Source organism: Calidithermus roseus (assembly GCF_003574095.1).
GTDB classification, from domain to species: domain Bacteria; phylum Deinococcota; class Deinococci; order Deinococcales; family Thermaceae; genus Calidithermus; species Calidithermus roseus.
Map to the genome: position 1 here is coordinate 1 of NZ_QWLA01000031.1, position 12,208 is coordinate 12,208.

Here is a 12,208-nt window from a genome sequence, read left to right on the forward strand (position 1 = left end):
CCACCACCCCCACCTTACGGCGATAGCCCTCCTCGTCCACGCCGGTGCCCCGCCCGGTGACGGCCTCGGCGGGAAGTCCCAAGATGGCCGCCGTGAGCGCGGCTGCCGCCGTGGTATTGCCGATGCCCATGTCCCCCGCCGCCAGGAGGGTGGCTCCCTCCCGGATGGCCCGCCGTGCTGCCTCCATGCCCGCCTCTATGGCCTCTTCAGCCTGAGCCGGGGTCATGGCAGCCTCGAGGGCGATATTGCCCGTGCCCGGGCGCACTTTTGCGCGGATGAGGGCCGGGTGGTCCTCGAACTCGGCGCGTGCCCCTACGTCCAGCACCCAGACCTCGGCTTCGGCGGCGCGGGCAATCTGGTTGATGGCCGCGCCCCCCCGCAGGAAATTGAGCACCATCTGCCCCGTGACCTCGGGCGGATAAGCCGAGACCCCTTCGGCGCTCACCCCGTGGTCGGCAGCGCAGACGATGACCGCTCCCTTGCCCAGCTCGGGGCGCAGGCTCTGCTGGATCGCGGCCAGTCGCACGGAGAGTTCTTCCAGGTAGGCCAGGGCCCTAGGGGGCTTGGTCAGGCTGTCCTGCCGCGCCCAGGCGGCCTCGAGCCAGCGGGTCTGGATGGGTTTGATCTCGGGTAATCGCATGCTTCACCTCTATTTGAGCTTCAGGGGAAGGCCCGCGACCATCAGGTACACCGCACCGGCCTCATGGGCGAGGCGGGCGTTGGCCCAGCCCAGCAGGTCGCGGTAGCGCCGGGCCAGGGCGTTCTCGGGGACGATGCCCATGCCCACCTCGTTGGTCACGACCAGCAAGCGCTTGCCGGTCTCTCGCCGCGCATCCAGCAGTTCCTCGACGTAGGGGCGCAGCGCCTGGCTGCTCTCCACTGGGTCCGGCTCGCGCAGCAGCAGGTTGGAAACCCACAAGCTCAGGCAGTCCAGCAGCACCACCTCGTGGCGGGCCTGGCGCAGGGCGGCGGGCACGTTCAGGGGCTCCTCGAGGGTCTGCCACTCCCGAGGGCGCTCGGCCCGGTGTGCCGCAATGCGCTCTTTCATCTCCTCGTCGAGGGCCTGGGCCGTGGCGATGAAACTCACCCGTCCATCGCCCAACCTGCGGGCCTCTTCCTGGGCGAATGCGCTCTTGCCCGCGCGCGCCCCGCCCGTGACCAGGATGAGCCTAGCCTCCATCCAGCCCCTCCCCACCTCGCACGAACAATACCCTACGCCTCGTCCAATCCAGCCCCACCACCGCGCAGGGTGGTAGAAAGCGGTCCTGCTCGAAATCCCGCAGCACCACGCGCAACACGCCGCCGTGGGTGAAGGCCAGGTGCCGCCCCGGTGGAAGCCCCTCGAGGAAGCCATACACCCTCGAGCGCATCCGGGCCGTGGACTCACCTCCTGGAGCCTGAAACCCCTCGAACTCCAGCAGGGCCATCCTGTGGGGCTCGGCGAGGTCGGTCCACTTCAGGCCCTCGAGCTTGCCGAAATCCAGCTCACGCAACGCCGAAAGCCGCCGCTCGGGCTCGCCATAGGCCAGCCGGGCGGTGTGAACGGCCCGCCGAAGATCTGAGGACACCACGCTGTCGAAGTGCTCTGCGGCAAGGAGCGGGAACAGGGCCCTTGCCTGAGCTTCGCCCAGCGCGCTCAGGGGCACGTCGCTCCAGCCCGTGAGCCTGCCCTCCGCGTTCCACAGGGTCTCGCCGTGGCGCACCAGCCAGATTTCCACGCTCACGACACTCCCTCCGAAATCAGCCTCTCCAACACGCCGGGCTCCAGGTGGGCCTCGAGGAAGTCGGCCAGGCGCTCGAAGGTGTCCTCGAGTCCAGGGGCTCGGCCACCGAAAAGGCCCTCGAGCACGCCTTCATTCTCGAACAAGCCGTGAAAGTAGACGGCCAGCAGGTTGCCCTGGGCATAGACCAAGCCGCCCTCGCCCGTCCGCCCGTGCCGGATCTCGTAACCCTCGACCTCGAGGCCCGACAGGCTCGACCAGTAGCCCTCGAGCCGGGGGAGCCTCAGGGTGGTGCGGCGCTGGACCTTCTCCCGCACCCACACCGTCTGGTAGGGGAACAGCTCCAGTCCCCGCGCCGAGCCCCCGCCCTCGAGGCCCTCCGGGTCGCGCAGGGCCGCGCCCATCATCTGCAGGCCGCCACAGATGCCCAGGATCGGCCTACCCGAGCGGTGGTGGGCCAGGATGGCCTCCTCCAAGCCCTGCGCGCGCAGCCACTCGAGGTCGGCCCTGGTGTGCTTGGAGCCCGGCAGGACCAGGAGATCGGCCCCGGCCAGTTCCCGCGCGCTCCTGGCCCAGACCAGCCGCACCCCCTCGAGGTGCTTCAGGGGCTCGAACTCGTCGAGGTTGGAGAGGCGGGGGTAGGCCAGCACCGCCACCGTGAAGCCCGCGCCTTGGGAAGGATGGGGCCCCAGAACCCCGTCCTCCTCGGGCAGACCATGGGTATGCCACATCGGCAGCACCCCCAGCGTCCTCACGCCGGTGAGCTCGAAAAGCTGCTGGGGGCCGGGAGGAAGCAGGCTAGCGTCGCCCCTGAACTTGTTCAATACGAACCCTGCCACCAGGGCCTGCTCCTCGGGCTCCAGCAGCGCATAGGTCCCGTAGAGGTGGGCGAAGGCGCCGCCCCGGTCGATGTCGGCCACCAGCAAGACCCGCGCACCGGCCTCTTTGGCCACCCGCATGTTCACGATGTCGGCATGCTTGAGGTTGATCTCCGCCGGGCTGCCCGCCCCCTCGAGGACGAGGAGGTCGAAGTCCTCCAGCAGCGAGTGCAGGGCCTCGCGCACCACCGGCCAGAGCCTTTCCTTGCGCTCGGCCCAGGGCAGCCTCGAGAGCTCGAGGTCGGGCCGGCCCAGCAGCACCACCTGGCTTTTCGTGTCGGCCTCGGGCTTGATGAGCACGGGGTTCATGCGGACTTCCGGCTCCACCCCGGCGGCCAGGGCCTGGAAGTACTGGGCGCTGCCCATCTCACCCCCCTTCACCACCCGTGCGTTGTTGCTCATGTTCTGGGCCTTGAAGGGCGCGACCCTCAAGCCCCTCCGGGCGTAAGCGCGGCACAAGGCGGTTACCAGGAAGCTCTTGCCCGCCCCGCTGGTGCAGCCCTGGACCATGAGGGCCTTGGCCATCTAGCGCCTCACCTCCGGCAGCACGGCCTGCAGGCCCTCGAGCAGCGCCTGCTGGGCTTCGGGAGCTTGAGCGGAGAGCCGCAGCCACTCGGGTAGCCCGAACGAGGTGCAGTCGCGCACCCGCACGCCCTGCTCGCGCAGCGCCCGCGCCACGGGGGTGGCCTTCCCCACCCGCACCAGCAGGAAATTGGCCACCCCCTCGCGCACCTCCAGGCCCAGCTCCCGCAAGCCCTCGGCCAGTTCGCCGCGCCAGCGCCACAGGGTTTGGCGGGTGGCCTCGAGCCAGCCCCGCGAAGCCGGCTGCAACACCGCCCGCAGGAAAGCCTCGCCGTGCACCCCAAGCACCCACGAAGGCGCGAGGTTGCGGAAGTGGGCGAGGTCGCAGGGAGCCAGCAGGTAGGCCGCTCGCACCCCGGTCAGGCCGTGGGCCTTGTTGGGGCTGTACAGCCGCCAGACCCCCTCGGGCAGCGGGGGTGGGTCCTGGGTGAGGGCGTGATAGGCCAGGTCCAGCACCAAAGCCACCTTCCCCCGCTCGGCCCGGCGGGCGGCCTCCTCGAGGAAGGAATAGACCTCGCCTGTGGGGTTGTTGGGCACGCACAAGAAGGCCAGGGTGGCCCTGGGCAAGAGCTCGAGGAACTCCCGAGGGCCCTGGGCCTTCAGCAGCGGCAACTCGGCGGGCTGGGCGGCGCGGGCGTACTCGGAAAAGGTGGGCGGCAGGATGAGCATAGGGCCCCTGAGCCAACGCCAACGAACGAGACGATGAATCAGCTCGCTGCTGCCTGAGCCCACCGCCACCTGCTCGGGACCCACGCCGTGATGATGGGCGATGGCCCGGTGCAACTCGACGTAGAGCGGGTCGGGGTAACGGCTGGGATCGGCGGCCCGGATAACCTCCAGGGCAAAGGGATCGGGGCCCAGGGCGTTGGCGTTGGTGGAGAAGTCATAGCGGGGCTCAGGGCCACCGTCGGGCCCACCGTGGATGGGCCTGAGCACGTCGTCAAGCATAGGCTGCCTTCCATAGCTCGAAGAGGGTGAAGACCAGACCACAGATCCAGCCAGCTCGAGCCGTCCAGGCCAGGCCCGCGCCGAAGTCCCGCGTCGTGGGGCGGCGGCCTTTGGGGTTGAGCACGTACACGCCGGGCTTGCCCAGCCGGACGCCCAGCCCCAGCGCCAGGGCCGCCATGGGCCAGCCCGAGTTGGGCGAGGGGGTCTTGCGGGCCTCGGTGGCCAGAGCAGTCAAGCCGAAACCAGGGTGACACAGCCACAAGGCCACCGCCGTGAGGCGGGCAGGCAGCCAGCTCAGCACGTCATCGGCGCGGGCCGCGAACTTGCCCGCCCACTCCCACTCACCCCGGTAGCCCCACATGGCGTCGGCGGTGTTGGCGAAGCGGTAGAGTGCGGCACCCGGCAGGCCCAGCAGCAAGAACCAGAAGAGGGGAGCCACCAGGGAATCCGAGAGGTTCTCGCTCACCGACTCGAGCGCCCCCTCGCGCACCTCGGCCTCATCAAGGCTACGGGTGTCCCGGCTGACGATGCGGCTCAAGCGGGCGCGGCCCCGCTCGAGGCTTTGCCTGAGCTCGAGCTCGACGGCCAAAGCCTCCCCCAGCAGCATGCGGAAGGCGAAGAGCGGCTTGAGCAGCAGCGCGGCCAGGACGGCTTCAGCCCACTCGGGCAGCGGCGCGAGCAGGCGCGCCAGGGCCCAGTACACCAAGACCACCAGCCCGGCCCCCAGCAGCCAGCTCACGGCCCCCAGCCCGAGGGCGGCTCGAGGAGCGCGCCCTTTCAGCCAGCGTTCCGCCCACCGCAGGTAGTGGCCCATCCAGACCACGGGGTGCAGCTTCGCAGGTGGCTCGCCGAAGCGCCAGTCCAGCAGCATCGCCAGCAATATGCTCACGCACCCTCCAGCGCCGCCGACAGGGCCCTGTCCACCGCCCGCCCCAGGGCCCGCCCCGCCGGGGTCACCGCCCCACAGTAGTTCTGCCGGGGCCCCTCCAGCAGGGCCACGCTCACCGTGTCGGTGCTGGTGCCGGTGGCGGGGTAGCCCTCCCGCGTGGCGCGCTGCCTGAGTTGGCGGGCTTTGACCTCGCTCACCACCTGCACCGCCTCCACCATGGCCGCCTCGGCCAGATCGGCGTGGAGCACCGCCAGCACGTTGATGGTCCCCGGACGGGGAGACGCGAGCGGGGAAAGCCCCGGCGAGGCGAGGTTACCCAGGCCCGCGGTGAGCCAGACCTGGGCCAGCACCCCCTGCTCCTCCGCCTCGGCGTAGGCATAGGCGGCCACGTCCACCGCGGTCAGGTGGGCCACGCAGGCGCTGGGGGGGAGGCCCAGCCCTTCCAACTCGGCCCGGACTACGCCCACCACGTCCGGGGGGCAGAAGTCCTTCGGCACGGTGCGGTTCACGAGGTAGCGGCTGTAGCTGGGGCCACCCCGAAAGGGGGCGCTCGAGAGCACCCGCCGCGAAGCGCCCAGATCCACGATCAGGGTCTTATGGCGCAGGGTCGTCTTCGGCCACACGCCCACCCCTCCTAGTGTTCGATCCCCCGCTGGGCTGGAACCCCGGCGTCGAAGGCGTGCTTGAGCTTCCTGACCTCGCTCACCGTGTCGGCGAGTTCGATCAGGGGTTCGGGAGCACCCCGCCCGGTGAGGACCACCGTGACCTTTTTGGGCCGCTGGCGTAGGGTTTCCAGGACTTCCTCGAGCGGCACCCAGCCGTAGCGGATGGGATAGGTGATCTCGTCGAGCACCACCAGGAAGTACTCTCCCCCCAACACGGCCTCCCTGGCCCGCCGCCAGCCTGCGTAGGCCAGTGCCGCCGAGCGCTCGAGGTCTTTCGAGGTCCAGCTAAAGCCATCCCCCAGGCCCTCGATCTCCACCCCCAGCCTTTCCAGCGCCCGGTGCTCGCCGAAGGCTGCCCCCGCGTGCTTCATGAACTGGAAGATGCGCGCCGTGTACCCGCGCCCCACCGCCCGCAGCACCAATCCCAACGCGGCGGTGGTCTTGCCCTTGCCGTCGCCGGTGTTCACGATGACCAAGCCCCGCCGCTGGCCGGTGGGCTTGCGGTAGGGTTTTTCGGTCTTAACCTCTTCGCGCCAGTCCTGCGCCATCATCCCTCCAACCAGGCGTACAGGGGCGTCTCCACGAACTCCGGCTCGCAAGCGTAGAAGCGCAGCCCCGGCAGGCTCAGGCCCCGAGCATCGAAGCTGAACTCGAGCAGGTCCACGGGCAGCGCATACACCAGCGCCTGGGCCGCCGCGACCCCTTCCCGTGCGAGCAGGGGGCCGTAGGGACCTCGCTCACGCACCACCACCAGGTAGCGCACCAAGCAGGGCCCGTCCTGCGAGCGCACCCGGCGCACCTCGCCCAGGTCCAACAGCAGCAACCGCTCGGTCACCTTGAGGCTGCAACGGGTCAGGGGGCTCGAGGTCTTCGGCACGGCTCACCCCAGCAGCACCACCGGGCGCCCCTCGACCTCGTGCACCCGCACCATCGGGCCGTAGACGTGGTCCAGAATCGGCTGGGTGACGATCGTTCTTGGCTCGCCCTCGGCCACGATGCGGCCTGCGCTGAGGAAGGCCACGCGGTCGGCCCGCAGGGCCAGGTTGGGGTCGTGCAGCACCGTGAGGATGCCGATGCCCCCTGCGCGCAGGCTCGTCAGCAAAGCCACGAACTCGGCCTGGTGGTGCAGGTCGAGGTGAGCGGTGGGCTCGTCGAGCAGCAAATAGCGTGGCTTGGCCGCCAGAGCCCGCGCCAACAGCACCCTCTGACGCTCCCCGCCCGAGAGCGTGGGCAGCAGGCGGTGGCGGAAGGGCCGGGTCTGGGTCTGCTCGAGCGCCCACTCCACGGCCTCCTGGTCCTCCTTGCCCTCACGCTTGAGGAGCCCCAGGTGGGGGGTACGCCCCAGCCGCACGACCTCCTCCACCGTCATGTCCTCGGGGTAGCCGCCGTTCTGGCTCAGGAAGGCGATGGTCTGGCCGCGCCGGTAGCCCGTAACCCCCTCCAGCGGTTGGCCATCGAGTTCGACCCGCCCCGCGCTCGGCTTAAGCAACCCCGCCAGCAGCCGCAGCAGCGTCGATTTCCCCGCGCCGTTGGGGCCCAAAAGGGCCAGCCACTCCCCAGGGCGTAGCTCGAGGCCGACCTCCGTGAGGACGGGTTTTCCCCGATAAGCAAAGCTCAACCCCTCGGCCCGGAGCCCCTCTGCACCTTGCGTTTTACGCCCAGCGCTAAGCATGCCTTGCCCTCCACAGCAAATACAAGAAGAACGGCCCCCCCAGCAGCGTAGTGACCACCCCCACCGGCAGTTCGGTGGGGCGGGCCACCACCCGCGCCAGCAGGTCGGCCAGTACCAGCAACAACCCTCCACCCAGCGCAGAAGCGGGCAGCAAAAAGCGGTAGTCGCCCCCCACCAGCCGGCGCAGGATGTGGGGGGCCACGAAGCCCACGAAGCCGATAATGCCCGCGTAGACCACTGCGATGGCGGTCAGGAGGGTGGAGAGGGCGATCAAGAGCAGGCGTAGCCGGGGCAGCGGCAGGCCCAGGCTGCGGGCGGTCTCCTCGCCCAGCGAGAGCGCGTTGAGGGCCCGGCTCAACCCCAGCAGCAGGGGTGAGGCCACCACCAGCGCGACACCCATCACCTCCACCCCTCGCCAGCCCATGAAAGCCAGGCTACCCAAGGTATAGCTGAACACCTCGCGGATGCGGTCGGAGTCGAGCAACAGCACCAGCGTGGAGAGCCCGGTCAGAATGCTGCCCACCACCACCCCGGCCAGGATCAGGTCGTGGCTGCGGGCCGCCCCGCCCGCCAGCAACAGCGTGAAGGCCACCGCTAGCAGCGCGCCCACGAAGGCCCCGAAGGCGGCGAAGCCGGGTACGCTGGCGAAGAACAGCGCCCCCCCGAAGGCCCCCACCATCCCGGCAAAGCTGATCGAGAGCGTGAAGCCGAAAGCCGCCCCCGCGGCCACGCCCATCAGGTAGGGGTCGGCCAACGGGTTGCGGAACAACCCCTGGTAGGCCGCCCCCGCCAGCCCCAGAGCCGCGCCAACCAGCACGGCCCCCAGCACCCTAGGCAGGCGCAGGTCGGTGACGATGGGGTTTTCCTGCAAGCCGGCGAGGGCACGGAAGACCTCGAGCGGCGCAATGCTCACCGCCCCCTGCCCCACCCCCACGACGAAGGCCAGAACCAGCAGGAGCAAGAGGCCGGCGAAGACCAGCAGGCGTCGTCCACCCCAAGCCCCTCCTGACCGGGGAGATAGCGCGGCCTGCAGGGAAGCCCTCCGCATCCTAAAGCCGCCTCACTTCAGGCTGGGGTGAAAGCACTCGATCAAGAGCTTCAACCCCTGGGCTACCCGCGGGCCCGGCCTCGAGAGCAGGTCGGAGGCCTCACCGCTGAAGGCGCAGATCCGGTTGTTCCTCACCGCCGGCACGCTGGCCCACCCCGGACGGTTTCTGATCGCCGACACCTCCGGGTGGGTCACCACCATTACCTGCGGCTTCTTCTGCACCACCAGTTCGGGGTTGATCCTGGGGAAGGGGCCCAATTCGGCGGGGATGATGTTCTGTCCCCTGGCCTTGCTGATGAGCGTCCCGATGAAGGAGGAGGGGCCTACCGTGTAGGGGGTGGGGTCGATCTCGTAGTAGACCAGCGGGCGCTCGGAAGCTTTGGCCGCACGGGTCTCAAGGGCGAACACCTCGGCCTGTACACGCGCCACCAGCCGCTCCGCCTCGGCCCTGAGCCCCAGCAACTCGGCGTAAGCCCGCGCCGTGCGGAAGATGTCGTCATAAGTCTTAGGGTTGGTCACGTACACGGTAAGCCCGGCCCGCTCCAGCGCTTCCAGCAGCCTCCCCTGGCTGATGATCACCAGGTCGGGCTTGAGCGAGACGATGAGCTCGGGGTTGGGGTTGATGAACCCGCCCGCCTTGGGCAGGCCCTTCACCATCTCAGGCCAGTTGGAGAACTGGTCGGTCGCCACGATGCGCTTGCAGGCCGCCTCGGAAAGCGAGCAGATGGTCTCGGTGGCCGAGGGCAGCATGCTCACGATGCGCTGTGGCGCTTTTTTCAGCGTTACGGAACGGCCTGCGTCGTCGGTGACGGTGCGGGGAAACTGAGCCAGAGCCACCGACAAGAGCAAGCTGACGAGAAACAACAAACCGCGTTTCATCCATGCCTCCTGAGCTCGTCCACGGGCACCCGGCCTTCACGCCGAGGTTGGGGCACAGACAATGCCCCTGCGGGAGCAGGGGCATCAAAAGCGGTGATTTCCCCGAATACTCCCTCTTCGTGCGAGAGGTGTCTCCCTAATCGGGTCGGGAGACTCCCTGGCAGGTATTCGGACTCGAGGCGGTGGTCCTTCAGACCCCATGCACCCTCACCGCTGCGCGACAGTACCGGAATACACAGTTACCTGCTTCACCGGTTTCCCCACTTTAAGCTGCGACTACGCGCCACAGCACCAGGGACTTTCAGCCGGGTTGTTTGGCCCTAGCGGGCTCAGGGGCCACACTACACCCACCACGCCTCCTTGACAAGCCCAGGGCTGACTCCTAAACTGTCCTTTGCCTTCGCCGGGATGGTGGAACTGGTAGACACACTATCTTGAGGGGGTAGCGAGCGCAAGCTCATGCGGGTTCAAGTCCCGCTCCCGGCACCAGACGCAGGGGCGATCCATCGAATCGCCCCTGCTCTTTTGGAGCCAAGCGCATGTTCAGCCTGATACCTCGACCCAGCCAGAATTTCCGACCTATGATCACGCGGGTGGGGGGTTGTCGCATCGGCTGAGAGCTTTTTTCATCCCGGCCCGCTCGCGCAGCGGGCTTTTTTCATGCCTCATGCACTGAAGCGCTGCACAAACCGGCCAGAGGAAACCTGCAATCATGGAGGTGAAAACCATGCGCTTCGAGGACGGAATCCCCGTATTCGGTCAGCACGACGCCCAGACCCTCGGGCAGCTTCGCGACGTGGCCAGCCGCGCCGAGCGGGCCGCATTGATGGCGGACGGGCACTTTGGCTACATCATGCCCGTGGGCGGGGTGGCGGCCTACCGCGATAAGGTCTCGGTAGCGGGCGTTGGCTTCGACATCGCCTGCGGCAACGCGGCCATCCGCACCGACCTCACCCTGGAAGACATTCAGCCCCACCTCGAGGCCATCGCCGAGGAGATCGCCAGCTCCATCTCCTTCGGCTTAGGCCGCACCAACCGGGCGGACGACGCCCCGGTGGACCACCCCCTCTTCGAGGACGCGGCCTGGGAAGCCATCCCCGGCAAGGCCGAGCGCAAAGCCCTGCGCGAGAAGGCCCGCGCCCAGCTCGGCACCGTGGGCTTGGGCAACCACTACGTAGACGTGTTCGCCGACGAAGCGGAGCGCATCTGGGTGGGCGTGCACTTCGGCTCGAGGGGCCTGGGGCACACCATCGCCTCGGGCTTCATGGCCCTGTCGCAGAACCGCCCCTGGGGCTCGAGGGGTGCGGAGGTGGAGGCCCTGCTCGATCTGAACTCCGAGCTCGGCAAAGCCTACTGGACCCTGATGAACCTGGCCGGGCGCTACGCCTACGTGGGCCGGGAGTGGGTGGCCCGCAAGGTGGTGCAGATCCTGGGCGGGCGGGAGCTCGAGCTCGTCCACAACCACCATAACTTCGCCTGGAAAGAAACTCACGGCGGGGAAGAGTACATCGTCGTGCGCAAGGGCGCAACCCCGGCTTTCCCCGGCCAGAAGAGCTTCGTGGGCGGCAGCATGGGCGACGACGCGGTGATCCTGCAGGGCACCGTGAACGCCGCCCCTGAAACCCGCGCCCTGCAGGAAGCCGCGCTCTTCTCCACCATTCACGGCGCGGGCCGGGTGATGAGCCGCCGCCAGGCCCTGGGCAAGATAGACCGCAAGACCGGGAAGGTCCTGCGGCCCGGCCAGGTCACGGAGGGCGCGATGAGGAAGTGGCTAAAGCAGAAGGGCGTCATCCTGCGCGGGGGCGGCCTCGACGAGAGCCCCCACGTCTACCGCCGCCTGCCGGAGGTGCTCGAGGCCCAGGGCCAGACCGTCGAGGTGCTGCACACCCTGCGTCCTTTGATCGTGGTGATGGCCGGGGCCAACGAGTTCGACCCCTACAAGGACTGACCCTGGGTGTCGCTCAGGAACCGCCACGAGCTTTCCGCTCAGCGTGTTTTTTGACATCCAGCTCGTAGGCCTCCGCCAGCAGCCGCTTCACGGCCTCGAGCGTGGCCTCGCCGGGATTGAGCACGCAGACCCAGGACATCGCCGCGTAGACGGGGTGGGGCATGATCTGGTCGAGCGCGGTGAAGTCGTGGCCGGTGTTCACGATCCCGCCGTCCCTCGGGAAGGGGGGCTGTTGGCCGAACATGGAGTGGTAGGTGTCGCTCCCGACGCCGATGTTCAGGCGGAAAACCCCAGGCCGGTCGAGGTCGGAAGCCTGGTCGTGGGCGTTGCTGGTGAGCAGGGTGGCGAAGGGGAATTTACGCTCGGGGTCGTAGAAGAAATAGCTGTCCCCATGTAGATTGCTCTCTTCGGACTCATATACACCCCTCAGAAATACCGCCATTGACCAAGCACCATCCTCATCGAGGACCATACCATTTCACAGAAGTCCGGGCTTGGCCGTCTCATGAATGCACAGACGATAAACTATTCCGGTGCTGCTGAGGGACCTGGACGCGACTCGAGCCTTCGCCCACAGGCTGGCCCTCGCCCTGCCTGAAGGGGCGCTGGTGCTGCTCACCGGCCCGATGGGCGCGGGCAAGACCACGCTGGTGAAGTTCCTGGCCGAGGCGCTGGGTTTCGAGGGCGAGGTGACCAGCCCCACCTACACCCTCATCCACGAGTACCCCACCCCCCAAGGCCCCATCGTCCACATCGACGCCTACCGCCTGGCCGACCAGGAGGAGCTCTTCAGCCTTGGCCTGGAGGACTACCTCCCCGAGGCCCGCTGCGTGCTGGTAGAGTGGGGAAAACCGGAAGTCTTCCCGGACAGCCTCGAGGTGCGCCTGACCCCCCAAAACGACACCCGGCAGGCCAGCCTCATTCCCCATGCCCCGGCTTACCGAGAAGTGGCCGAACGGTTCAACGTTGAGGAATAGA

At 68.4% G+C, this 12,208-nt stretch carries 15 protein-coding genes, 1 tRNA gene and 1 riboswitch; of the genes, 3 read left to right on the forward strand and 13 right to left on the reverse strand.

The window, feature by feature from the left end:
• The 12 genes from Mrose_RS09125 to Mrose_RS09180 form a co-directional block, all read right to left on the reverse strand.
• Positions 1–640 (reverse strand): nicotinate-nucleotide--dimethylbenzimidazole phosphoribosyltransferase (locus tag Mrose_RS09125; protein ID WP_147371599.1); only part of this gene is annotated, 640 nt, incomplete at its 3' end.
• Between the two features lie 9 nt (positions 641–649).
• Positions 650–1,180: a bifunctional adenosylcobinamide kinase/adenosylcobinamide-phosphate guanylyltransferase gene (gene cobU, locus Mrose_RS09130; RefSeq protein ID WP_119277560.1), complete on the reverse strand. Its 531-nt coding sequence runs from the start codon at positions 1,178–1,180 to the stop codon at positions 650–652.
• Positions 1,170–1,718, reverse strand: coding sequence for a histidine phosphatase family protein (locus tag Mrose_RS09135; RefSeq protein ID WP_182482751.1), 549 nt, complete (start codon positions 1,716–1,718; stop codon positions 1,170–1,172). Before Mrose_RS09135 ends, cobU begins: the two co-directional genes overlap by 11 nt.
• Positions 1,719–1,720: 2 nt before the next feature.
• A complete protein-coding gene (locus Mrose_RS09140) occupies positions 1,721–3,124 on the reverse strand; it encodes a cobyric acid synthase (RefSeq protein ID WP_119277564.1) in 1,404 nt (467 codons plus the stop codon).
• The gene (locus Mrose_RS09145) at positions 3,125–4,129 is read right to left on the reverse strand and encodes a pyridoxal phosphate-dependent aminotransferase (RefSeq protein WP_119277566.1); all 1,005 of its coding nucleotides are present in this window, start codon (positions 4,127–4,129) and stop codon (positions 3,125–3,127) included.
• Complete coding sequence (cbiB, locus tag Mrose_RS09150) at positions 4,122–5,018, reverse strand: adenosylcobinamide-phosphate synthase CbiB (RefSeq protein WP_119277568.1); 897 nt, start codon at positions 5,016–5,018, stop codon at positions 4,122–4,124. The genes Mrose_RS09145 and cbiB overlap by 8 nt, the downstream gene beginning before the upstream one ends.
• The gene (locus Mrose_RS09155; RefSeq protein ID WP_182482747.1) at positions 5,015–5,641 is read right to left on the reverse strand and encodes an adenosylcobinamide amidohydrolase; all 627 of its coding nucleotides are present in this window, start codon (positions 5,639–5,641) and stop codon (positions 5,015–5,017) included. The genes cbiB and Mrose_RS09155 overlap by 4 nt, the downstream gene beginning before the upstream one ends.
• Before the next feature lie 11 nt (positions 5,642–5,652).
• Complete coding sequence (gene cobO / locus Mrose_RS09160; protein ID WP_119277571.1) at positions 5,653–6,234, reverse strand: cob(I)yrinic acid a,c-diamide adenosyltransferase; 582 nt, start codon at positions 6,232–6,234, stop codon at positions 5,653–5,655.
• Complete coding sequence (locus tag Mrose_RS09165) at positions 6,231–6,560, reverse strand: hypothetical protein (protein ID WP_245969772.1); 330 nt, start codon at positions 6,558–6,560, stop codon at positions 6,231–6,233. The genes cobO and Mrose_RS09165 overlap by 4 nt, the downstream gene beginning before the upstream one ends.
• 3 nt (positions 6,561–6,563) lie before the next feature.
• Positions 6,564–7,355: an ABC transporter ATP-binding protein gene (locus Mrose_RS09170; RefSeq protein WP_182482748.1), complete on the reverse strand. Its 792-nt coding sequence runs from the start codon at positions 7,353–7,355 to the stop codon at positions 6,564–6,566.
• Positions 7,348–8,403, reverse strand: a complete 1,056-nt coding sequence (locus tag Mrose_RS09175; RefSeq protein ID WP_119277575.1) for a FecCD family ABC transporter permease — start codon at positions 8,401–8,403, stop codon at positions 7,348–7,350. Before Mrose_RS09175 ends, Mrose_RS09170 begins: the two co-directional genes overlap by 8 nt.
• A 12-nt stretch (positions 8,404–8,415) precedes the next feature.
• A complete protein-coding gene (locus Mrose_RS09180; RefSeq protein ID WP_119277577.1) occupies positions 8,416–9,282 on the reverse strand; it encodes an ABC transporter substrate-binding protein in 867 nt (288 codons plus the stop codon).
• Positions 9,283–9,424: 142 nt separating this feature from the next.
• Positions 9,425–9,593, reverse strand: a riboswitch (cobalamin riboswitch).
• A gap of 91 nt (positions 9,594–9,684) precedes the next feature.
• Here Mrose_RS09180 and Mrose_RS09185 point away from each other — a divergent pair.
• Together Mrose_RS09185 and Mrose_RS09190 are read left to right on the forward strand one after the other, a co-directional pair.
• Positions 9,685–9,771: transfer RNA gene (locus Mrose_RS09185), tRNA-Leu, on the forward strand.
• A 223-nt stretch (positions 9,772–9,994) separates the two neighbouring features.
• Complete coding sequence (locus Mrose_RS09190; protein WP_119277579.1) at positions 9,995–11,230, forward strand: RtcB family protein; 1,236 nt, start codon at positions 9,995–9,997, stop codon at positions 11,228–11,230.
• Between the two features lie 13 nt (positions 11,231–11,243).
• Here the strand turns inward: Mrose_RS09190 and Mrose_RS09195 are convergent, their stop codons facing one another.
• A complete protein-coding gene (locus tag Mrose_RS09195; RefSeq protein ID WP_220452308.1) occupies positions 11,244–11,672 on the reverse strand; it encodes a DUF6194 family protein in 429 nt (142 codons plus the stop codon).
• Between the two features lie 91 nt (positions 11,673–11,763).
• Here Mrose_RS09195 and tsaE point away from each other — a divergent pair, with 91 nt between their 5' ends.
• Positions 11,764–12,207 carry a tRNA (adenosine(37)-N6)-threonylcarbamoyltransferase complex ATPase subunit type 1 TsaE gene (gene tsaE / locus Mrose_RS09200; RefSeq protein WP_119277583.1) on the forward strand — a complete coding sequence of 148 codons (444 nt, stop codon included), beginning with the start codon at positions 11,764–11,766 and terminating at the stop codon, positions 12,205–12,207.
• The last annotated feature ends 1 nt before the right edge of the window (position 12,208 follow it).

What these genes read in the sequence shown, in the direction of transcription:
- cobU (WP_119277560.1), bottom strand. Translation starts at nt 1,180, where the DNA reads ATGGAGGCTAGGCTCATCCTGGTCACGGGCGGGGCGCGCGCGGGCAAG.
- Mrose_RS09140 (WP_119277564.1), bottom strand. Translation starts at nt 3,124, where the DNA reads ATGGCCAAGGCCCTCATGGTCCAGGGCTGCACCAGCGGGGCGGGCAAG.
- Mrose_RS09145 (WP_119277566.1), bottom strand. Translation starts at nt 4,129, where the DNA reads ATGCTTGACGACGTGCTCAGGCCCATCCACGGTGGGCCCGACGGTGGC.
- cobO (WP_119277571.1), bottom strand. Translation starts at nt 6,234, where the DNA reads ATGATGGCGCAGGACTGGCGCGAAGAGGTTAAGACCGAAAAACCCTAC.
- Mrose_RS09170 (WP_182482748.1), bottom strand. Translation starts at nt 7,355, where the DNA reads ATGCTTAGCGCTGGGCGTAAAACGCAAGGTGCAGAGGGGCTCCGGGCC.
- Mrose_RS09175 (WP_119277575.1), bottom strand. Translation starts at nt 8,403, where the DNA reads ATGCGGAGGGCTTCCCTGCAGGCCGCGCTATCTCCCCGGTCAGGAGGG.
- Mrose_RS09180 (WP_119277577.1), bottom strand. Translation starts at nt 9,282, where the DNA reads ATGAAACGCGGTTTGTTGTTTCTCGTCAGCTTGCTCTTGTCGGTGGCT.
- Mrose_RS09190 (WP_119277579.1), top strand. Translation starts at nt 9,995, where the DNA reads ATGGAGGTGAAAACCATGCGCTTCGAGGACGGAATCCCCGTATTCGGT.
- Mrose_RS09195 (WP_220452308.1), bottom strand. Translation starts at nt 11,672, where the DNA reads ATGGCGGTATTTCTGAGGGGTGTATATGAGTCCGAAGAGAGCAATCTA.